This is a genomic window from Micromonospora citrea (genome assembly GCF_049629545.1).
Classification (GTDB): Bacteria; Actinomycetota; Actinomycetes; order Mycobacteriales; family Micromonosporaceae; genus Micromonospora; species Micromonospora citrea_A.
On sequence record NZ_JBNADX010000024.1, the window covers coordinates 43,577 to 62,854 of the forward strand.

Below are 19,278 nucleotides of genomic sequence, written 5' to 3' on the forward strand. Positions count from 1 at the left end.
CGCGGCGATAGGCTGTCGTCATGAACGTCCGTGCGCCGCTGACCCCCGGCACGCTGTCCCCGTGGCGAGCGGTGCCCGCCCACATCGCCCGCCCGGAGTACGTGGGCAAGAAGCGGCCGCAGGAGTGGCGCGGCTCGCACGTGCAGACCCCGGAGACCATCGAGAAGATGCGGATCGCCGGCCGGCTCGCCGCCCGGGCGACCCGGCTCGCGGGCGAGCACTGCAAGCCGGGCGTCACCACCGACGAGATCGACCGGGTGGTGCACGAGTTCCTCTGCGACCACGGTGCGTACCCGTCGACGCTGGGCTACAAGGGCTTCCCGAAGTCCTGCTGCACCAGCCTCAACGAGGTCATCTGCCACGGCATCCCGGACACCACGGTCCTGCAGGACGGCGACATCATCAACGTCGACGTCACCGCGTACATCGGCGGCGTGCACGGGGACACCGACGCCACCTTCTGCGTGGGCGAGGTGAGCGAGGAGGCCCGGCTGCTGGTCGAGCGGACCCACGAGGCGATGATGCGGGGCATCAAGGCCGTCGCCCCGGGCCGCCAGATCAACGTGGTCGGCCGGGTCATCGAGTCGTACGCCAAGCGGTTCGGCTACGGCGTGGTCCGCGACTTCACCGGCCACGGCATCGGCGAGGCGTTCCACAGCGGTCTCTACGTGCCGCACTACGACAGCCCGCGCCCCACAGACATCATGGAGCCCGGGATGACCTTCACCATCGAGCCGATGATCACCCTCGGCACCTACCAGTACGACATGTGGGACGACGGCTGGACGGTGGTCACCAAGGACCGGAAGTGGACGGCGCAGTTCGAGCACACGATCGTCGTGACCGACGACGGCCACGAGATCCTGACCCTGCCGTGACCGAGACCCCCGCCGCGCTGCGCGAGGCACACCACGCGGACGTCTCCGGCGGCTGGCTGCGGCCGGCCGTCTTCGGCGCGATGGACGGACTGGTCACCAACATCGCCCTGATCGCGGGCGTCGGCGGTGGCGGCGTCTCGCCCCGCAGCATCGTCCTCACCGGCACCGCCGGCCTGGTCGCCGGGGCCATCTCGATGGGGCTGGGGGAGTACACCAGCGTCCGCTCCGCCAACGAGCAGGTCGCCGCCGAGGTGGCCAAGGAGCGCCGCGAGCTGGAACGGCACCCCGAGGCGGAGGCCCGCGAGCTGGCCGACGCGTGGGTGGCCCGGGGCCTGCCCCGCGACCTGGCCATGCAGGTGGCGAACGAGATCCGGCGCAACCCGGAGGAGGCGCTGCGGATGCACGTCCGGGAGGAGTTGGGCGTCGACCCCGACGAGCAGCCCAGCCCGTGGGCGGCAGCGATCTCGTCGCTCCTCTTCTTCTCGGTGGGCGCCCTGATCCCGCTGCTGACCTACCTGCTCGGCTTCACCAGCCTCTGGCTGGCGCTCGGCGTCGGCGGGGTGGGGCTCTTCGTGGCCGGGGCGGTCGTCGCCCGGTTCACCAGCCGCCCCTGGTGGTCCGGTGGCCTGCGCCAGCTCCTGCTCGGCGCCCTCGCCGCCGCCGCCACGTACGGCATCGGCGCCCTGATCGGCGTCCAGGGCGGCCTGGGCTGACCCACACCCTCCCCGCCGCCCACCCCCGCCGCCCGCCCGCGCTCTTTCGGAGAAAGAGTGGCTATTCGACGCGGAACAGCCACTCTTTCTCTGAAACTGCGGGTGCGGGTGCGTGCGTCAGGGGGTGAGGAGGTCGTCGACGGTGCCGTCGACCGGCCGGCCCCGGGCGGCCAGTTCGTCGGCCTGCCGGGCGAGGACCGCCCCCACCTCGGTCATGTCCGCCCCGGCCAGCCCGGTACGCCGCACCGCGTCCCCCGGATCGCGGAAGTAGGTGCGGGTGAGCAGCCCGGTCACCGTGGCCGCCGCCAGCCGGGCCTCACCGAGCATCAGCAACGCCTGGTCGGTCTCGTACCACTCGGCGAGCCGGGCCGCGCGGGCGTGCGCCGCCCAGCCCCGGTACCACGCCTGGCGGGCGGCGGCGGTGAACTCGGCCGGTCGGGCCCGGGCCAGCCGCCCGAGGTGCTCGTCGCGCAGGGTGCGCAGCCAGCCGGTCGGGTCGTACAGGGCGGTGGTGGTGACGTACCGGTCGGCGGTCAGCGGCCAGAGCGGAGTCAGCGCCCGCGCCTGCCGTAGGTACTCCTCCGCGCCCGCCACGGTCAGGTCGACCAGCACCCCGTCCACCCGCCGGGTCGACGGCTCCGGCCCCGCGCCCGGCCGGTAGGTCGCCAGCAGCAGGCCCACCTCGGCGTCCCCGCCGCCGTCGTCGTCGCCGTGCGCGAGTGGCCCGTGCACCGCCACCACGAGGATGTCCGCCGGGAACCGTCGCCGGGCCGCCTCGGCCACCCGCTCGGCGACCCGCCACCGTGGATCGTCCAGGTGCGCATCGGTGCCCAGCCCGGCGCCGCTGCCGTCCACGGGCGTCACCTCCGTCCCACGCCGAGTCCTGCGCCTGGTTCGGCGGCGCCCGGCCCGCTGCGCGGGCGTCGACCAGCGCACCTGCGACCTCGACCGGGCCCGGCTCCTCATCGCGACCCGGGACCGACCGGTCCGGGCCGGTCGGGCACCGTCCCACCCTAGTCAGGCCGGCGTCGCCCGCCGGTGCGCCGCGCCCGTCCGCCGGAATGCGGCGCTTGTCGGTGGGCATGCCGCGCCGGTCCGCCGGTGTGCCGCGCCCGCCGGCATGCGCCCGGGGTGGGCCGTCGACGCGAGCGGCGCACCCTGTCAGGCGGTCGGGGTCGGCCGGTCGGCCGGGACCAGCCGGAAGATGCGGATCTCCCGGTCGCCGGCCCGCTGGACGTACGTCCGGTACGCCGGCCACTCGGTCACCAGCAGCCGCCAGAGCCGGTCGCGTTCCGTGCCGGTGGCGACCTCGGCGCGGACGGGGAGGCGGCGCCCCTTCACGTCCACCTCGGCGGCGGGGTCGGCCAGCAGGTTCATCGCCCAGCCGGGCTGGTGCCGCTGCCCCCAGTTCGACCCGATCACCACGTACGCGTCGCCGTCCGGCACGTAGAGCAGTGGGTTGCTGCGGGGCAGGCCCGAGCGGCGGCCGGTGGTGGTGAGGACCAGGGACGGGACCAGCCCGAGCGCGACCACCCGGCCCCGGGTGAGCCGCCCGACCAGCCGGTCGGCGGGGACGAGCAGGCGCATGGTGGCACCGAACCAGCGGTGGTGACCGAGGCGGCGGGTGAGGGATCCCAGAACGGACACGTTGACAGTCTGCCAATTCGACGGCTCGCGCGGCACCCTCCGGACGGCCGGTCGACGACGTGGTCAGTCCAGCCGGCGTTCCACGGCCAACCGGGACCGGGTGAACAGGCCCGCGCCGAGCATCGCCACCAGCGGCACGAACACCAGCACGCCCAGGGTCAGCCAGGGCACCACGAGCGGGTACGGCGTCTGGACCGGCCAGGAGTCGGCGTACTGCCGGTTGACCGAGGTCAGGATGACCACCGTCGAGCCGAGGCCGGCCAGGATGCCCAGCACCGAGCCGAGCCCCGCGATCACCCCGGCCTGACAGAGCGAGAGGACCCGGCGCATCCGGGGACTGGCCCCCACGGCGGCCAGGGTGGACAGGTCCCGGCGGCCCTCCGCGGCGGCGAGCCCGGTGGCGACCCCGGCGGCCCCCAGGGTGATGATCCCGGCGCCGGCGGCCAGCAGCAACAGCAGTGGTCGCTGGCCGGAATCGGTCGGGCCGGTGTCCACCTCGACCCAGAACGGGGCCAGCGGACGCAGGTCGGCGGCGAGCCGCCGCTGCTGCGACGCCGTCGGCACGGCATGGGTCTCGACCGCGTACCCCAGCGGCTCGACGGCCAGGCCGAGCCGGGTGGCGGCGGGGGCGGACAGCACCAGCCGGTCCACCGGCAGGCCACCGCGCAGCACGTACCCGGGGAGCGCGGCGGTGGTCGTCACCGGCGGATCCGGGCCCTCGGCGACCCGGCTCATCGCCACCGTCACCGTGCCGTCGCGGACCCGGCGCGGGTCGGTGACCACCGCGCCGCCGGCCCGCAGCACGGCGGTCGCCCGGGCCACCTCCTCCGCCGGCGCGTCGGTGAGGGCGGGCAGGACGGATCCGTCGTCGACCAGGACCGGCAGGGAGACGCCGGTGGGTTCCGGCGTCGAGCGGCACCGCGGGTCGGCCTGCGCCCGTCGGCGGACCTCGGCCGCCTGGAACGCCTCGACCTCGAACGGGCACACCTGCTCGGGTGGCAGCACCGCGTGGACCGTGCACTGCTCGTCGGCCCGCTGCGGCCGGGCGCAGACCGGTACGTCGATCCGGGCGACCGAGTCGGCCGCCAGCACGCCGCGGATCCGTTCGGCGACCGGCGGCAGCGGCGGCAGGTCACCCGCCTCGGCCGAGCCGGCCCGGTACAGCATCACGTGGCCGGGCGGCACGCCGGGCTGCCAGGCCGCCCGGCTCCGGGCGTCGTCGCTGGCCACCCAGGCGCCGACGGCCACGCTGCCGGCGACCGCCGCCATCACCGCCGAGATCGCCGGGGCGGCGGAGGAGCGGTTGCGGCTGGCGTCGCGCAGCGCGATCCGGGGCGCCAGTGGCAGCAGCCGTCCCGTCCGGGCCAGCAGGCCGACCAGGGTGGGCGTGGCGAAGACCAGGCCCAGCTCGCCGAGGACCAGCCCGGTGAGGATCACGAGCGGCGTGCCGCGATGCGCCCCCAGGGCGGCGGTCGCGGTGCCCAGGACGGTCAGCGTCACGCCGAGGACCAGCCAGCGCCGGCGGTGCGGCGGCACCGTCCGCCGCCCGGCCAGCCCGGCCACCACGTCCTGCCGGGCGGCCGTCCAGGCGGGGGCGAGCGCGGCCAGCACCCCGGCCAGCACCGCGACCGCCGCGATCGTCGCCAGCGCCGCCGGGAAGACCCGGTACCCGCCGAACCGGGTCTCCATGACGTACTCCTCGACCAGCGGCCGGCCGGCGAGGGCCAGGGCGACGCCGAGCAGCACGCCGAGGGCCGCCCCGACGCCGCCCAGCACCACTCCGTCGGCGAGCACGATCCGGCGCAGGTGCACCGCGTCGCCGCCGGCGACCGCGACCAGCGCGAGGTCGCGGCGTCGCCGCCGGACGCCGACCGCGAAGGCCGGTCCGACCAGGAGCACCACCTCCAGCAGGCCGAGCCCGCCGACCAGCACCGCGCTGCCCGTCCCCTCGGGATCGGAGACCAGGGCGTCGGGGAGGTTGGCGTCCGGGACCGCCGTCGCGCCGGGCACCGGGGTACGCGCGGAGACGGTGATCCCCCGTGCGTTGAGCCGGGCGGTCAGCGCGGCGTCCACCGGGGCGGGCAGGTCCACCAGCCAGCTCTCGTCCGAGGTGCCGGCCGGCGGCGCAGGCATCGCGCCGGGGAGCAGCGCGGCGGTCGCGCCCAGGTCGTCCGGGAACTCCACCACCCCGACCACGCGGTACGCACGTGACCCGTCGGCCAGGGTGACCACCCCGCCCGGGTCGACGTCGAGGTCGCGCAGCGCCGCCTTGCTCACGGCCACCTCGTCCGGCCGCTCGGGCACCCGGCCCGCGTGCAGCCGGGCCGTGGCGCCCGCGACGGGGTCGGTGAGGTCCAGCACCCGACCGGTGAGCGCCACGAGCCCGTCGCCGACCCGCACCTCGAAGGGTGTCCACCAGCGCACCGGGGCGACCCGGCTGCCGGGTGGCAGCAGGGCGGTGAGTTCGCCGGCCGTCACCGGGCGGGTCCGGGGCCGGTCCACGCCGTCGGCCGGGTACACGCTCTCGCCCCAGGCGTCCTGGACGACCGGGACCTCCGAGACCCAGCGCAGCTCGACGTCGGCGGTGCCGATGCGCTGTTCGAGCCGCTCGGCGCGGGTGAGGGTGGACATGTCGTAGCTGGCCGCGACGAAGCTCAACGCCAGCACCGGCAGGGCGATCATCGCCAGCACCAGCGCGGTACGCCGGCGTGCCCGGCGCGCCTCCCGTCGGGCGATCCGCAGCGCGGCCCGCCACGAACCGACCGCCTCGGCGATCCGCCCGGTGCGCCGGATCCCGTCCGGGTGCCTCACCTGCCGCTGCCGGAGAGCAGCTGCTCGACGCCGGGCAGCGGCGCGGTCGAGTCGACCATGATCCCGTCGCGGAGGAAGACCACCCGGTCGGCCCAGCCGGCGTGCCGCGCCTCGTGGGTGACCAGCACCCCGGCCGCGCCCGCGTCGACCCGGCGGCGCAGCAGGTGCAGCACCGCCTCGCCGGTCTGCGAGTCCAGCGCCCCGGTCGGCTCGTCGGCCAGCACCAGCCGCCGCTCGCCGACCAGCGCGCGGGCGATCGCCACCCGTTGCTGCTGACCGCCGGACATCTGGTCGGGGAAGCGCTCGCCCAACCCGGTCAGGCCGACCTCCTCGAGGGCGGCGAGCGCCGCCCGACGGGCCGGCCGTACGCCCACCCCGTCGAGTTCGAGGGGGAGGGCCACGTTCTCCGCGGCGGTGAGGCTGCCCAGCAGGTTGAGGTCCTGGAAGACGTAGCCGATCCGCCGGCGCCGCAGCCGGGCGAGGTCGCGGTGGTCGAGCGTGCCGAGCGGCTGCCCCTCGACGACCACCTCGCCGACGGTCGGGCTGTCCAGCCCGCCGGCCAGGGTGAGCAGGGTGGACTTGCCGGAGCCGGAGGGGCCCATCACGGCGACCAGCTCGCCGGGTCGGACGGTGAGGCTGACCCCGCGCAGCGCGTGCACGGCGGCCTCGCCGCCGCCGTGGGTGCGGTGGACGTCCCGCAGGTCGAGCACCGGGACGTCGGACCCGCTCACCGGCGGGCCTCCTCGTCGGCCCGGTCCACCGCCCCCGGACGGGTGGCGCGGCCGGGGGGCGGAGCGGGACGGTAGCGGACCAGGCTCGTCTCGCAGTGGTCCAGCCAGCGGATCTCCGCCTCGGCCTGGAACACCATCGCGTCCAGCACCAGCCGCCAGGGCAGGTCCTCCGGCTTGTCGCTGGCGTACTTGAGCCGGGTCAGCTCCTGCAGGGTGCGCATTGTCGCGCTGCGCTGGGTCTGCACCACCGCCCGCACGTCGACGCCGGGCGTGGTCAGCGCGAGGGCCAACTTGATCGACAGCTCGTCACGGGGACGGTCGGCGCGGCTGATCGGGGTGGCGAACCACAGCGCCAGGTCCGCCCGCCCGGCGTCGGTGATCTCGTACGGCCGCTGCCCGCCCTCGTGCTCCGGCAGCGGGCGCACCAGCCCGTCGCGTTCGAGGCGGTTGAGGGTGGTGTAGACCTGCCCGATGTTCAGCGGCCAGGTCGAGCCGGTCGACTCCTCGAACGCGGCACGCAGCTGGTAGCCGTACATCTGGCCACGCTCGAGCAGGGCGAGCAGGCCGTGGCGGATGGACATGGCAACGGAGTATGCATACCCCGTATGCGGAGCGCAACCGCAGCGGTGTCGGCCCCGCTCAGCCGGGCCGGCCGGGGAAGGCCACGGTGACCGGGTCGACACCGGCCGCCCGCCGCCACCGGGCGGCCCGGACCGCGCAGTCGGTCAACGCGTTCAACGCGCGGGTACGGTCCGCGCCGGTGGTCACCGGCAGCACCGCCCGCCAGTACGCGGCCGTCCGCTCCTCGACCTCGACCGCCAGCCGCAGCGCGGCGGCCCGGTCGGTGACCGGATAGGGCAGCGCGTAGCCGGCCCTGTCCGCCGGGACCCGACCACCACCGCTGGTGAGCTGGAGCACCAGCGCGTCCCGGCGGGCGCGGTGGGCCGCCTCGGCGGCGCGGGCGTCCCGCCGGGCGGCGTCGGTCAGCCGTACCCCGATCGGGCCGTAGGCGAAGATCGCCGCGTACTCGGCGGCCAGCGCGTCGGCGAGCGCCTGGCCGGCATCGGTCGGAGCCTGCCGTCGGGTCACGTCAGCGCCTCCACGTGGGTGGCCCGGGCGGCGGTGATCGAGCCGAGCAGGGCGGCCCGGTCGCCCGGCGCCTCCGTGCACGCCTTCGCGGCGGCCCTGCGGCCCCGCTGCTCCGCCTCCCGGAGCGCGGCGAGCAGCCCGTCGGGGTTTCCGGCCGAGGGCTGCGGGCCGGGCGACCCGGACGGCGCCGGCCGGCCGATCAGCCGATGGATCTCGTCGGCGTGCGCCGCGTGCGCGTCGGCGATCGGGGTGAGCCGGGCCGCCAGCCCCGGGTCGGCGGCGATCGCGGCCCGGTGCCGGGCGGCCAGCTCACGGGCCTCGGCGGCGAGGGGCTCCAGTGGATCGGGCGGGGGCGGGGGCTCGTCGCCGTCGAAAAGATCACAGCCGGTCAGCGGCGCGGTCGTGCCGCCCACCGCCAGCAGCGCCCCGGTACGCAGCAGGGCGCGCCGGGTTCGTCCCGGTCCACCGTCGTTCGCGGTCCATCTGCCCGTCGCCACCGGACAAGTCAACACCATCGGCGCGGTCAGGTGGGTGACCGCCGTCGGTGCGCCGCTCGGTCCACCACCCCGGCGGCGCGTTACGCTCTGCGCAGCCACCGGCGCGACCGCCCCGGTGGCGTGCCGGCGTGGCGGCCGCCCGGACCGCCGCCGAAAACAGGAGAAGGGTGCGCAGATGACGCAGCGTGGCCGTGCCACCAGGCCGACGGGACCGGCGGGGCGATCCCGTCGTACCGACGGCTCCCGGGGCGGGGACCGCGTGGGCGCACCCCGGACGGACCTCGCCGCGCGGCGTGCCCGGCTGCGCGAGGTCATCGAACCCGTGGTCACCCGCGAGGGGTACGACCTGGAGGACCTGTCGGTCTCCCGGGCCGGCCGCCGGCACGTCGTCCGCGTGATCGTGGACGCCGACGGCGGGATCAACCTGGACGCCGTCGCGGACGTCTCCCGCGCGGTGTCGGCGGCGCTGGACGCGGCCGAGGAGGCCGGCGGCGACATCGTGGCGGGGGAGTACCAGCTCGAGGTCAGCTCGCCGGGCGTGGACCGGCCGCTCACCCTGCCCCGGCACTGGCGACGCAACGTCGGCCGGCTGGTCAAGGTGACCGTGCGGGGCGCGGCGGCGCCGGAGCAGCCCGCCGGGGACCGTCAGGTCACCGGCCGGGTGGTGGCGGCCGACGACGAGCGGGTGGCGCTGGAGACCGATTCCGGCCGCACCGAGCACACGTACACCGAGCTGGGCCCCGGCCGGGTGCAGGTCGAGTTCAACCGCCTCGACGAGATCGACGAGGCGGACGAGCTCGACGGCGCCGACGAGGACGGCGAGGACATCGACGACATCGACGACGAAGATGATGTGGAGGACGAGGAGAGGTGAACATCGACCTCGCGGCGCTGCGCGCACTCGAGCGCGAGCGGGAGATCCCGTTCGACACGATCCTCGCGGCGATCGAGACCGCGCTGCTGACCGCCTACCGGCACACCGAGGGCGCCGAACCGCACGCCCGGGTGGAGATCGACCGTAAGAACGGGGCCGCCCTGGTCTACGCCCAGGAGATGGACGACGACGGCACCGTGGTGCGGGAGTGGGACGACACCCCGCACGACTTCGGCCGGATCGCCGCGATGACCGCCAAGCAGGTGATCCTCCAGCGACTGCGGGAGGCCACCGACGAGGTGCACTTCGGCGAGTACGTCGGCCGCGACGGTGACCTGGTCACCGGCGTGGTGCAGGCGCACGAGACCCGTCGGGAGAAGGGCATCGTCAGCGTCGACCTGGGCAAGCTGGAGGGCGTGCTGCCGCAGTCCGAGCAGGTGCCCGGCGAGCGGTACGAGCACGGTGAGCGGATCCGCTGCGTCGTGGTGCACGTGGCCAAGGGGATGCGCGGCCCGCAGATCACTCTCTCCCGCTCGCATCCGGCGCTGGTGAAGAAGCTCTTCGCGCTGGAGGTGCCGGAGATCGCCGACGGCACCGTCGAGATCGGCGCGATCGCCCGTGAGGCGGGTCACCGCACGAAGATCGCGGTCCGCTCCAACGCCCAGGGCGTCAACGCCAAGGGCGCCTGCATCGGGCCGATGGGCCAGCGGGTGCGCGCGGTGATGAGCGAGCTGCACGGTGAGAAGATCGACATCATCGACTGGTCGGACGACCCGGCGACGTTCGTCGGCAACGCGTTGTCGCCGGCCAAGGCGCTGCGCGTCGAGGTGGTCGACCTGGCCACCCGGACGGCCCGGGTGACCGTGCCGGACTTCCAGCTCTCGCTCGCCATCGGGCGGGAGGGGCAGAATGCCCGGCTTGCTGCCCGGTTGACCGGTTGGCGGATCGACATCCGGTCCGACGCGGAGCAGGCCGGGGCGGGTGGCCGGGGCGGAGCTGATCACGTCCCGGAGCCGGGCGGCGCGATCTCGGCCAGCTAGGGGTAGACTTCTTCCAGTGGTACGACGCGCGCAGCCGGAGCGCACCTGTGTGGGTTGCCGGCGACGTGCGCCGGCCAGCGAATTGCTGCGGATCGTCGCGGTCGGCGACGGGGCTGATCTCAGTCTCCGGCCCGATCCGACCCGCAGGCTGCCGGGTCGGGGAGCGAACATGCACCCGGATCCGGCCTGCTTCGCGCAGGCGGTGCGGCGTCGCGCCTTCGGGCGTGCGCTGCGCCTCACCGGGGTCCCTGACCACGGCGCCGTCGCGGAGTACATCGATGCGCCAACCACTACGTCCGGTCAACCCGACCGGGCGAGGGTCGCTAGCAGGGTAGGACGACCGACATGAGCACACGATGAAGTCCCTGAAATGACCAGGCTTCAAGTGCACGAGTGAGGTCGCTGCGGGTGCTGCCCGCACGACCTCGGAGTGAGGAGTGCAGTGGCAGGTAAGGCCCGCGTACACGAGCTGGCAAAAGAGCTCGGGGTCGAAAGCAAGACCGTTCTCGCCAAACTCAAGGAGATGGGCGAGTTCGTGAAGTCCGCGTCCAGCACCGTCGAGGCGCCCGTCGCCCGACGGCTGCGTGGCGCATTCGTCGCGTCCGCCGGCAACTCGGCGCCGTCCGCCCCTCCGGCGGCCGCCCCGAGCCCGGCACCGACCCCGACGCCGTCCCCGGCCCCGGGCGCCCCCCGGGTCTCGGCCAAGCCGATGCCGCCCCGGCGGCCGGCCGCGCCGACCCCCGGGCCGAAGCCCAAGGGCCCCGTTCCCGGCCCGCCGCAGCCGGTGACCCCGGTCGCCAAGCCGGCGAGCGCCCACGACATCGAGGTGGCGGCCGCCGAGGCGCGCGCCGCCGCGCTGAAGGCTGAGCAGGAGGCCGCGGTCAAGGCCGCTCAGGCCGCCCGCCAGCAGCAGCGCGAGAACGTCCGGCGCGAGCCCCCGACCGAGGGTGGCCCGCGTCCCGGCCCGCGTCCGGGTCCGGGCGCGATGCCGCCCCGTCCGGGTTCCCAGGCCGCCGGTCGTCCCGGCGCGCCGGCCCCGGGCCCGAACGCCCGTCCGGGTGGCCGTCCGCCGGCGCGCGGCGCCGGCAACAACCCGTTCGGCATCCAGGGCGGCCAGCAGCAGCGGCCCCCGGCCGCCGGTGCCGGCGGTCCCCGTCCCAGCCCGGCGGGCATGCCGCCGCGGCCCAGCCCGGCCTCCATGCCGCCGCGGCCCAGCCCGGCCTCGATGCCGAGCCAGCGGCCCACCACGGGTCGCCCCGGCGGCCCCGGTGGCGGTCGTGGCGGACCCGGTGGCGGCGCTGGTCGTCCCGGCGGCGGTGGCGGTGGCTTCCGCGGCGGTCCCGGTGGCGGCGCCGGTGGCGGTGGCTTCCGCGGCGGTCCCGGTGGCGGCGCCGGTGGCGGTGGCTACCGTGGCGGCCCCGGTGGCGGCGGCGGTGCTCCGGGCGGCGGGTTCCGTCCGGGCGCTCCGGCCGGTGGCGGCGGTCGTCCCGGTGGTGGCGGTCGTGGCCGTGGCGGCGGCGCCGCGGGTGCCTTCGGGCGTCCGGGTGGTCGGCCGACCCGTGGCCGCAAGTCCAAGAAGCAGCGCAGACAGGAGTTCGACAACCTGTCGGCTCCGACCATGAGCTCGGGTGCTCCCCGGGGTCAGGGTCAGGTCGTCCGGCTCTCCCGTGGCGCCTCGCTGTCGGACTTTGCCGACAAGATCAACGCCAACCCGGGTTCGCTGGTCCAGGAGATGTTCAACCTGGGCGAGATGGTCACCGCGACCCAGTCCTGCTCCGACGACACCCTGCTGCTGCTGGGTGAGCACCTCGGCTTCGACGTGCAGATCGTCAGCCCGGAGGACGAGGACCGCGAGCTGCTCGCGCAGTTCAACATCGACCTCGACGCCGAGGTCGCGGAGGACCGGCTGGTCAGCCGTGCGCCGGTGGTGACCGTCATGGGTCACGTCGACCACGGTAAGACCAAGCTGCTCGACGCGATCCGCAAGGCGAACGTGGTGGCCGGCGAGGCGGGTGGCATCACCCAGCACATCGGCGCGTACCAGGTCCACGTGCCGCACGAGGGCGAGGACCGCGCGGTGACCTTCATCGACACCCCGGGTCACGAGGCGTTCACCGCCATGCGTGCCCGTGGTGCCCAGGTCACCGACATCGTGGTGCTGGTCGTCGCGGCGGACGACGGCGTGATGCCGCAGACCATCGAGGCGCTCAACCACGCCAAGGCGGCCGACGTGCCGATCGTGGTCGCGGTCAACAAGGTCGACAAGCCGGAGGCGAACCCGGACAAGGTCCGCCAGCAGCTGACCGAGTACGGCCTGGTCGCCGAGGAGTACGGCGGCGAGACCATGTTCGTCAACGTGGCGGCGAAGCCGGGCATCGGCATCGACGACCTGCTCGAGGCGGTCCTGCTCACCGCCGACGCGTCGCTGGAGCTGACCGCTCCGATCGACGGGCCGGCGCAGGGTGTGGCCATCGAGGCGCACCTGGACAAGGGTCGTGGTGCGGTGGCGACGGTGCTGGTGCAGAAGGGCACCCTGCGGGCGGGCGACTCGATCGTCGCCGGTGGGGCGCACGGCCGGGTCCGGGCGATGCTCGACGAGAACGGCAACCAGGTCGCCGAGGCCGGTCCGGCCCGTCCGGTCCTGGTGCTCGGTCTGACCGCGGTGCCGGGTGCGGGTGACACCTTCCTGGCCGCCGCGGACGACCGCACGGTGCGCCAGATCGCCGAGCAGCGGCAGGCGCGGCGACGGGCGGCGTCCTTCGCCAACTCCCGTGGCCGGGCGACTCTCGAGACGCTCATGGAGCAGCTCAAGGAGGGCGAGAAGACCTCGCTCAACCTGGTGCTCAAGGGCGACGTCTCCGGTTCGGTGGAGGCCCTCGAGGACGCGCTGTTCAACCTCGACATCCCGGAGGAGGTCCAGCTTCGGATCATCCACCGGGGCGTGGGTGCGATCACCGAGAGCGACGTCATGCTCGCGAGCGCCTCGTCCGAGGCGGTCACGATCATCGGCTTCAACGTGCGGGCCGCCAACAAGGTCCGCGAGATCGCCGACCGCGAGGGCGTGGAGATCCGGTACTACACGGTCATCTACCAGGCCATCGAGGAGATCGACGCCGCGCTCAAGGGTCTGCTCAAGCCGGAGTACGAGGAGGTCGAGCTGGGCAGCGCGGAGATCCGCGACGTCTTCCGCTCGTCCAAGGTCGGCAACATCTCCGGCTGTATCGTCCGGTCCGGCATCATCCGCCGCAACGCCAAGGCGCGGCTGCTGCGGGACGGGTCGGTCGTGGCGGACAACCTCACGATCAGCTCCCTCAAGCGGTTCAAGGACGACGCGACGGAGGTCCGCGAGGGCTTCGAGTGTGGTCTGACGCTGGGCGGTTACAACAACGTCCAGGTCGGCGACATCATCGAGACCTTCGAGATGCGGGAGAAGCCGCGCGCCTGATCCGGTGCTGACACAGTGATCAAGGGGTTTACGCCGAACGGCGTAAACCCCTTGATCATGTCAGGGAGTGACCGTAATGTCCGGGGCGATGTTCACCGGAACCGCGGTCTTCGACCTGCTGCTGCCGGGCGACTCCCGGTCGCTCAAGGCCAAGAGATCATATGTACGGCCGATCGTGGCGGCGCTGCGCCGCTTCGAGGTGTCGGCCGCCGAGGTGGGAGCGCTCGACCTGCACGGTCGGGCCCAGATCGGGGTGGCCGTGGTGGCTGCCGAGGCGTCGCACGTCCGCGAGGTGCTGGACTCCTGCGAGCGCCTGGTGGCCGCGCGCCCCGAGGCCGAGCTGCTGTCGGTCCGCCGCCGCCTCCACGGCGAGGACGACTGACCGATCCCGTGTCGTCCCCGGCGCCCCGCCCCTGCTGTTGTCGATCAAGAGGTTTGCGTCCGCGGCACGGCGTGTCGCAGCCGCAAACCTCTTGATCACGGGGGTGGTGGCGGGCAGGACCGGCCGGGAAGGTTCGCGTGGTTCGCGCCACCGGCGGCGGCGCGCGACCGGCGGCGGCGCGCGGGTAGTGTTCGAGGTGTTGGGCGGTCGGGCCCGGCGGTGCCCCGCGCCGTCGTGCCGGCCGGGAGCAGGATGCCCTGGAGGTGGGGGAGATGACGGATCCGGCCAAGGTACGCCGGCACGCGGAGCGCATCCGTGAACTGGTCGCGTCGGTGGTGCGGAGCCAGATCAAGGACCCCCGGCTCGGGATGATCACCATCACCGACGCCCGGATCACCGCCGACCTGCGGGACGCCACGGTCTTCTACACCGTGCTCGGTGACGCGGCCGCCCAGGCCAGCACCGCCGCCGCGTTGGAGAGCGCCAACGGCATGCTGCGCAGCACCGTCGGCAAGGCGCTCGGGCTGCGGCACTCGCCGACCCTGACCTTCGTCCTCGACGACGTGCAGGACCAGGTCAAGCACATCGACGACCTGCTCGCCCAGGCCCGCCACGCCGACGCCGAGGTGCAGCGGCTGGCCGCCAAAGCCCGGTACGCCGGTGAGGCCCAGCCGTACCGGGTCGACGAGGACTCCGACGACCTCGACTCCGACGACGAGGACACCCCGCCCGCCTCGGACCGGCGGTGACCGCCCCGGGCGCGGCCGGCGGCCTGCTCTCCGCATCGGCGTCCACCGGCCCGACCGAGGACGACTGGGCCGCCGCGGTCGCGGCGGTACGCCGGCTGCCGACCGACGCCCGGGTACTGCTGATCTGCCACGTCAACCCCGACGGCGACGCGCTGGGCAGCATGCTCGGCTTCGGGCTCGGGCTGCGCCGGTTGGGCGTACGACGGCTCCAGGCGACCTTCCCCGGCCCGCCGGAGGTGCCCGAGCCGCTGCGTTGGCTGCCCGGCCTCGACGACCTGCTGGTGCCGGCGGTCGAGGCGTACCCCGATCCCGACCTGGTGGTGTGCTTCGACGCGGCGAGCGAGTCGCGGCTGGGTGAGCTGGTGGACCGGCTCGACACCGCCGGCGAGGCGCTGGTGCTGGACCACCACGCCTCGAACACCGGGTTCGGACGCATCCACCTGGTGGACCCGCGGGCCGCGGCCACCTCGGTCGTCGCCGAGGAACTGCTGGCCCGGCTCGACGTGCCGCTGGACGCGGACACCGCCACGTGTCTCTACGTCGCGCTGACCACCGACACCGGGTCGTTCCGCTTCGAGGCGACCACGCCTGCCGTGCACCAGCTCGCCGCCCGGCTGCTCGCCACCGGCATCCGGCCGGGCGACATCTCCCGCCGGGTCTTCGACACCCGGCCGTTCGGCGCGGTGCGGCTCTTCGGCGAGGTGCTGGGCCGGGCCCGCCTGGACCGGGCGGCCGCCGCCGGGCGCGGGCTGGTCTGGACGTACGCGACCCTGGACGATCTGGCCCGGCACGAGCAGCCGCCGTACGTGCTGGAGTCCCTGATCGATTCCGTCCGGTGCACCGCCGAGGCCGACGTGGCCTGTGTGCTCAAGCAGGTCGGGGCCGGCGAATGGGCGGTCTCCATGCGGAGCAAGGGCGCGGTCGACGTCAGCCAGGTGGCGATCACGCTGGGCGGCGGGGGTCACCGGTTCGCCGCCGGGTTCACCGGGCGCGGTGACGCGGAGGAGGTGCTCGGCCGGATCCGGGCCGAGCTGGACGGCGCGCTGACCGGTTCGTGATCTCCGGCGGGGAGTGTCGGCCTTTCCGTGCCGGGTGAGCGCGGGCAGAATCGGAGGATGGAGCAGCCCCGCGACCTGACCGTCGAGGCGCCGCGCGCCTGGGACCGTCCGGTCGTCACCGTGCCGGTGCTGGCCTGTCTCTCCCTGGTCGGCGGGCAGCTGCCCTCCTTCTCGACGCAGGCCAACCTCTGGATCCTGGGCACCGGTGGCGCCCTGATCTGGCTGGGGCTCGGTAACCGGGTGCCCCGGCGTCCCGCCCCGGTCCGGCTCGGCCGGGGCGCCGTCTGGTGGGTGCTGCCGGTGGCCGTCTTCGGTGTCCTGGAGGGCGCGACGTTCGTGCTGTCGGCCGGCGACGACTTCCCCACCTTCTCCCGGCTGGCCGATCCGTTCCTGGAGGACGAGCTGGTGCGCTCCGCCGCCTGGTTCGGCTGGCTGGCCGCCTTCTGGGGCCTGGTGCGGCGATGATGCGGACGGTCGCCATCGCGGGCTTCCTGGCCGCGCTGCTGCTCCTGGCCGTGCTGGAGTGGCTGGCCCGCCGTCCGGATTCGCGGGTGCCGTCGCTCGCCGACGTCTGCGCCTACGTGATGCGGTACGAGGTCGGGCCGGTGCCGGTGGGGCGGATCGGGGTCTTCGGCTTCTGGTGGTGGCTGGGTTGGCACTTCCTGGCCCGCTGACCGCCCCCGCCGGCCGCTCCCGGTCGGCCGCGCTCGCCTGACCGCACCGGCCCATGGCGGGCGGCCAGGCGATCCCGCACCTTCCTGCACCGTGTCGGTGCCCCTGCGCCCGCCCGCCGTGACGTCCGGCTGATACCGATCAGACGCAGGTCATCCATGGTGTCCAGATGGCGGGAACAGTGGGCAGCATGTGGAAAGTGAACGTTAATTTGGGAGCGGGCCGGCGCTTCGGTGCTGGTCATGGGCGGTGGGGCCACACCAGGCGCTGCCTCCCCCCAGGGTCGATCGACCCGGGCTCACGCTGCCAGGCGAGCCGCTCCGGTGACCCCGGACCGCTGCCCGGCGCTCAGCAGGACCGCCCGTCGGGCCATCGCCGTGATGGCCCACACCCTGGAAGGGGCACTCCATGGCCGGCAAGCCCAAGACCGAGACCACCGACGAGGCGCGCGAGCAGATGCGGCGCGCCCTGCAGACCTCGATGGACACCCGTCAGTGACCCAGGCCGACCGGCGGTGACGCCGCCGACGTCCGCGTCGACGACGTCACCGCCCTTCGCCCGGCCTGCTCTCGATGCCTGTTCCGGCGAGCCCGGCCGGGTACCTCGGCGCCGTCCACCAGGACTGCCCCCGCAGTAGCCTCGGGCGGTGCGCAGGATCCTGATCGTCGGCAACTCCGGAGCCGGCAAGACCACGCTCGCGCGGGCGGTCTCCCACCGGCTCGCCCTTCCGCTGATCCACCTCGACCGGCACTACTGGCGTCCCGGCTGGATCGCCCCCGACCCCGCGGACTTCCGGACCGAGGTGGCCACGCCGGCCGCCCGGCAACACTGGGTGATGGACGGCAACTACGCCGGCACCCTCGATCTCCGACTGCCCCGGGCCGACCTGCTCGTCCTGGTCGACCCGCCCTGGCCGCTCTGCCTCGCCCGGGTCGTCCGTCGCCGCTGGGATCCCCGCGCCGCCGGCCGGCCCGACCTCCCGGACGGCTGCCCCGAACGGCTCGATCTGGACTTCCTCCGCTACGTTCCGCGCTACCCCTGGCGTTCCCGCCCGCGGGTCCTCGCGGCGGTCGCCGCGCACGCCCCGGTGCTGCCGGTGGTGCGACTGCGCAGTCGGCGGCAGGCCGACCGCTGGTTCGCATCCCTTCCCGTCGCCTGAGCCCGGCCCCGCCCGTCGGACGCCGGCGCGGCACTCCTACGGTGCCGACGGGCACGGCGGCCCGAGGCGGGGGGCGCAGGTCGCCCGCCATCAGCCCAATGTAAGCTCCGCTGGCTGTTGCGGGCCTTACAGGTGGTGTGCCAGGATCGGCGGCGATGAGTCAGTCCGCCACCGCGGCGGCGCCCCCGCGCCGAATCGCCGCCCTCGCCCTGCCCGCCCTGGTCGTGCTCGCCGCCGAACCGCTCTACGTGCTGGTCGACACGGCCGTGGTCGGGCACCTCGGCCGGGTGCCGCTGGCCGCGCTCGCGGTGGGCGGCACCGTCATGACACTGACCGCGTGGCTCGGCACCGTGCTGGCGTACGGGATCACCGGCCGGGCGGCCCGGCGCTTCGGCTCCGGCGACCGGGCGGCGGCGCTGGCCGAGGGGTCCAGGCGTCCTGGCTCGCCCTCGCGGTCGGCGTGCTGGTGGCGCTCGGCATGCAGATCGGCAGCGGGGCGCTGGCGCGTACCCTCGCCGGTGGTGGGGACGACGTGGCCGGCGCGGCCGCGCAGTGGCTGCGGATCGCGGCGCTCGGCGCCCCCGGCCTGCTGGTCGCCGCCGCCGGCAACGGCTGGCTGCGCGGCATCCAGGACACCCGCCGCCCCCTGCTCTTCGTGCTCGCGCCGAACCTGCTCTCCGCGCTGCTCTGCCCGCTGCTGGTCTACCCGGCCGGGCTCGGCCTGGTCGGCTCGGCGGTGGCCAACGCGGTCGCCCAGACCATCTCCGGCGGGCTGTTCGCCGCGGCACTGGTACGCGAGCGGGTGTCGCTGCGACCCCGGCCCCGACTGATCCGCCAGCAGTTGGTGCTCAGCCGCGACCTGCTGGTCCGGGGCCTGGCGTTCCAGGCGAGCTTCCTCTCCGCCACCGCGGTCGCGGCCCGCTTCGGTGCCGCCGCCGTCGGCGCCCACCAGATCGCGCTGCAACTCTGGTTCTTCACCGCCCTCGTCCTCGACGCCCTCGCCATCGCCGCCCAGGCGCTCATCGGCGCCGCGCTCGGCGCGGGAGACGCCGCCGGGGCGCGCGCCCTCGCGCGCCGCTTCGCGCTGCTCGGCGGCGTCTGCGGCGTCGGCTTCGCGGTGCTGATCGCCGCCGGCGCCGACGTGGTGCCGTCCTGGTTCAGCTCCGACCCGCAGGTACGGGAGCAGGCGATGGTCGCCTGGCCCTGGTTCGTGGCGATGCAGCCCCTCGCGGGAGTGGTGTTCGCCCTCGACGGGGTGCTGATCGGCGCGGGGGACGTGCGCTACCTGCGCAACCTGACCATCGTGGCCGCGCTCGGCGGCTTCCTGCCGGCGATCTGGCTCGCCTACGGGCTGGACCTCGGGCTCGGCGGCATCTGGGCCGGGCTCACCCTGTTCGTGGTGCTCCGGCTGGCCGCCCTGCTGCTGCGGCTGCGCTCCGGCGGGTGGGCGGTGGTCGGCGCGGTCCGCTGACCCCTCACGCCTGGCGCGACAACCTTCGCCCCCCGGGCGCACCGGTGGTGGCCGGCGCGACC

Annotated in this window: 19 protein-coding genes and 1 pseudogene; 13 read left to right on the top strand and 7 right to left on the bottom strand. The window is 74.8% G+C overall.

Annotated features, from left to right (window positions below; translation table 11 throughout):
- Positions 1–20: 20 nt before the first annotated feature.
- Together map and ACPFP2_RS23080 are read left to right on the top strand one after the other, a co-directional pair.
- The gene (map, locus tag ACPFP2_RS23075; RefSeq protein ID WP_424091314.1) at positions 21–878 is read left to right on the top strand and encodes a type I methionyl aminopeptidase; all 858 of its coding nucleotides are present in this window, start codon (positions 21–23) and stop codon (positions 876–878) included.
- Positions 875–1,591 carry a VIT1/CCC1 transporter family protein gene (locus ACPFP2_RS23080; protein ID WP_424091316.1) on the top strand — a complete coding sequence of 239 codons (717 nt, stop codon included), beginning with the start codon at positions 875–877 and terminating at the stop codon, positions 1,589–1,591. Before map ends, ACPFP2_RS23080 begins: the two co-directional genes overlap by 4 nt.
- 117 nt (positions 1,592–1,708) lie before the next feature.
- On the opposite strand, the gene ACPFP2_RS23085 is transcribed toward ACPFP2_RS23080, so the two are convergent.
- The 7 genes from ACPFP2_RS23085 to ACPFP2_RS23115 all read right to left on the bottom strand — a co-directional run bounded on the left by ACPFP2_RS23085 (position 1,709) and on the right by ACPFP2_RS23115 (position 8,309).
- Positions 1,709–2,446: a nucleotidyltransferase domain-containing protein gene (locus ACPFP2_RS23085; RefSeq protein ID WP_424091318.1), complete on the bottom strand. Its 738-nt coding sequence runs from the start codon at positions 2,444–2,446 to the stop codon at positions 1,709–1,711.
- A gap of 306 nt (positions 2,447–2,752) precedes the next feature.
- On the bottom strand, positions 2,753–3,238 hold the full coding sequence (locus ACPFP2_RS23090; RefSeq protein WP_424091319.1) for a nitroreductase/quinone reductase family protein: 486 nt from the start codon (positions 3,236–3,238) through the stop codon (positions 2,753–2,755).
- A gap of 63 nt (positions 3,239–3,301) precedes the next feature.
- Positions 3,302–6,049 carry an FtsX-like permease family protein gene (locus tag ACPFP2_RS23095; RefSeq protein WP_424091321.1) on the bottom strand — a complete coding sequence of 916 codons (2,748 nt, stop codon included), beginning with the start codon at positions 6,047–6,049 and terminating at the stop codon, positions 3,302–3,304.
- Complete coding sequence (locus tag ACPFP2_RS23100) at positions 6,046–6,780, bottom strand: ABC transporter ATP-binding protein (protein ID WP_424091323.1); 735 nt, start codon at positions 6,778–6,780, stop codon at positions 6,046–6,048. Before ACPFP2_RS23100 ends, ACPFP2_RS23095 begins: the two co-directional genes overlap by 4 nt.
- Entirely contained in the window at positions 6,777–7,361 is a 585-nt protein-coding gene (locus tag ACPFP2_RS23105) for a PadR family transcriptional regulator (RefSeq protein ID WP_424091325.1), read from the bottom strand. The genes ACPFP2_RS23100 and ACPFP2_RS23105 overlap by 4 nt, the downstream gene beginning before the upstream one ends.
- A 58-nt stretch (positions 7,362–7,419) precedes the next feature.
- A complete protein-coding gene (locus ACPFP2_RS23110; protein WP_424091327.1) occupies positions 7,420–7,869 on the bottom strand; it encodes a ferritin-like domain-containing protein in 450 nt (149 codons plus the stop codon).
- Positions 7,866–8,309 (bottom strand): hypothetical protein, encoded by a 444-nt coding sequence (locus ACPFP2_RS23115; RefSeq protein ID WP_424091412.1) that lies wholly within the window; start codon positions 8,307–8,309, stop codon positions 7,866–7,868. The genes ACPFP2_RS23110 and ACPFP2_RS23115 overlap by 4 nt, the downstream gene beginning before the upstream one ends.
- Positions 8,310–8,541: 232 nt before the next feature.
- Between ACPFP2_RS23115 and rimP the strand changes: the two genes are divergently transcribed.
- From rimP to ACPFP2_RS23170, 11 genes and pseudogenes are all read left to right on the top strand, one after another.
- Complete coding sequence (gene rimP, locus ACPFP2_RS23120) at positions 8,542–9,240, top strand: ribosome maturation factor RimP (protein ID WP_424091329.1); 699 nt, start codon at positions 8,542–8,544, stop codon at positions 9,238–9,240.
- A complete protein-coding gene (gene nusA / locus ACPFP2_RS23125) occupies positions 9,237–10,280 on the top strand; it encodes a transcription termination factor NusA (protein WP_424091331.1) in 1,044 nt (347 codons plus the stop codon). Before rimP ends, nusA begins: the two co-directional genes overlap by 4 nt.
- Positions 10,281–10,296: 16 nt before the next feature.
- On the top strand, positions 10,297–10,629 hold the full coding sequence (locus ACPFP2_RS23130) for a YlxR family protein (RefSeq protein ID WP_091295659.1): 333 nt from the start codon (positions 10,297–10,299) through the stop codon (positions 10,627–10,629).
- Positions 10,630–10,722: 93 nt separating this feature from the next.
- On the top strand, positions 10,723–13,725 hold the full coding sequence (gene infB, locus ACPFP2_RS23135; RefSeq protein ID WP_424091334.1) for a translation initiation factor IF-2: 3,003 nt from the start codon (positions 10,723–10,725) through the stop codon (positions 13,723–13,725).
- 88 nt (positions 13,726–13,813) lie between these two features.
- Complete coding sequence (locus ACPFP2_RS23140; RefSeq protein ID WP_424091336.1) at positions 13,814–14,107, top strand: DUF503 domain-containing protein; 294 nt, start codon at positions 13,814–13,816, stop codon at positions 14,105–14,107.
- Positions 14,108–14,379: 272 nt separating this feature from the next.
- Positions 14,380–14,856: a 30S ribosome-binding factor RbfA gene (gene rbfA, locus ACPFP2_RS23145; protein ID WP_424091338.1), complete on the top strand. Its 477-nt coding sequence runs from the start codon at positions 14,380–14,382 to the stop codon at positions 14,854–14,856.
- Positions 14,853–15,914, top strand: coding sequence for a DHH family phosphoesterase (locus ACPFP2_RS23150; protein WP_424091340.1), 1,062 nt, complete (start codon positions 14,853–14,855; stop codon positions 15,912–15,914). Before rbfA ends, ACPFP2_RS23150 begins: the two co-directional genes overlap by 4 nt.
- 57 nt (positions 15,915–15,971) lie before the next feature.
- Positions 15,972–16,379, top strand: a complete 408-nt coding sequence (locus ACPFP2_RS23155) for a hypothetical protein (RefSeq protein ID WP_424091342.1) — start codon at positions 15,972–15,974, stop codon at positions 16,377–16,379.
- The gene (locus tag ACPFP2_RS23160; RefSeq protein ID WP_424091414.1) at positions 16,379–16,588 is read left to right on the top strand and encodes a DUF6186 family protein; all 210 of its coding nucleotides are present in this window, start codon (positions 16,379–16,381) and stop codon (positions 16,586–16,588) included. The genes ACPFP2_RS23155 and ACPFP2_RS23160 overlap by 1 nt, the downstream gene beginning before the upstream one ends.
- Positions 16,589–17,232: 644 nt before the next feature.
- On the top strand, positions 17,233–17,745 hold the full coding sequence (locus tag ACPFP2_RS23165) for an AAA family ATPase (protein WP_424091344.1): 513 nt from the start codon (positions 17,233–17,235) through the stop codon (positions 17,743–17,745).
- A 155-nt stretch (positions 17,746–17,900) separates the two neighbouring features.
- A pseudogene (locus tag ACPFP2_RS23170) lies at positions 17,901–19,216 on the top strand (MATE family efflux transporter).
- The last annotated feature ends 62 nt before the right edge of the window (positions 19,217–19,278 follow it).

Bases quoted from the DNA above. Each gene is read 5' to 3' on its own strand.
- ACPFP2_RS23160 (WP_424091414.1), top strand. From the start codon at position 16,379: ATGCGGACGGTCGCCATCGCGGGCTTCCTGGCCGCGCTGCTGCTCCTG.
- ACPFP2_RS23140 (WP_424091336.1), top strand. From the start codon at position 13,814: ATGTTCACCGGAACCGCGGTCTTCGACCTGCTGCTGCCGGGCGACTCC.
- rimP (WP_424091329.1), top strand. From the start codon at position 8,542: ATGACGCAGCGTGGCCGTGCCACCAGGCCGACGGGACCGGCGGGGCGA.
- map (WP_424091314.1), top strand. From the start codon at position 21: ATGAACGTCCGTGCGCCGCTGACCCCCGGCACGCTGTCCCCGTGGCGA.
- ACPFP2_RS23155 (WP_424091342.1), top strand. From the start codon at position 15,972: ATGGAGCAGCCCCGCGACCTGACCGTCGAGGCGCCGCGCGCCTGGGAC.
- ACPFP2_RS23105 (WP_424091325.1), bottom strand. From the start codon at position 7,361: ATGTCCATCCGCCACGGCCTGCTCGCCCTGCTCGAGCGTGGCCAGATG.
- rbfA (WP_424091338.1), top strand. From the start codon at position 14,380: ATGACGGATCCGGCCAAGGTACGCCGGCACGCGGAGCGCATCCGTGAA.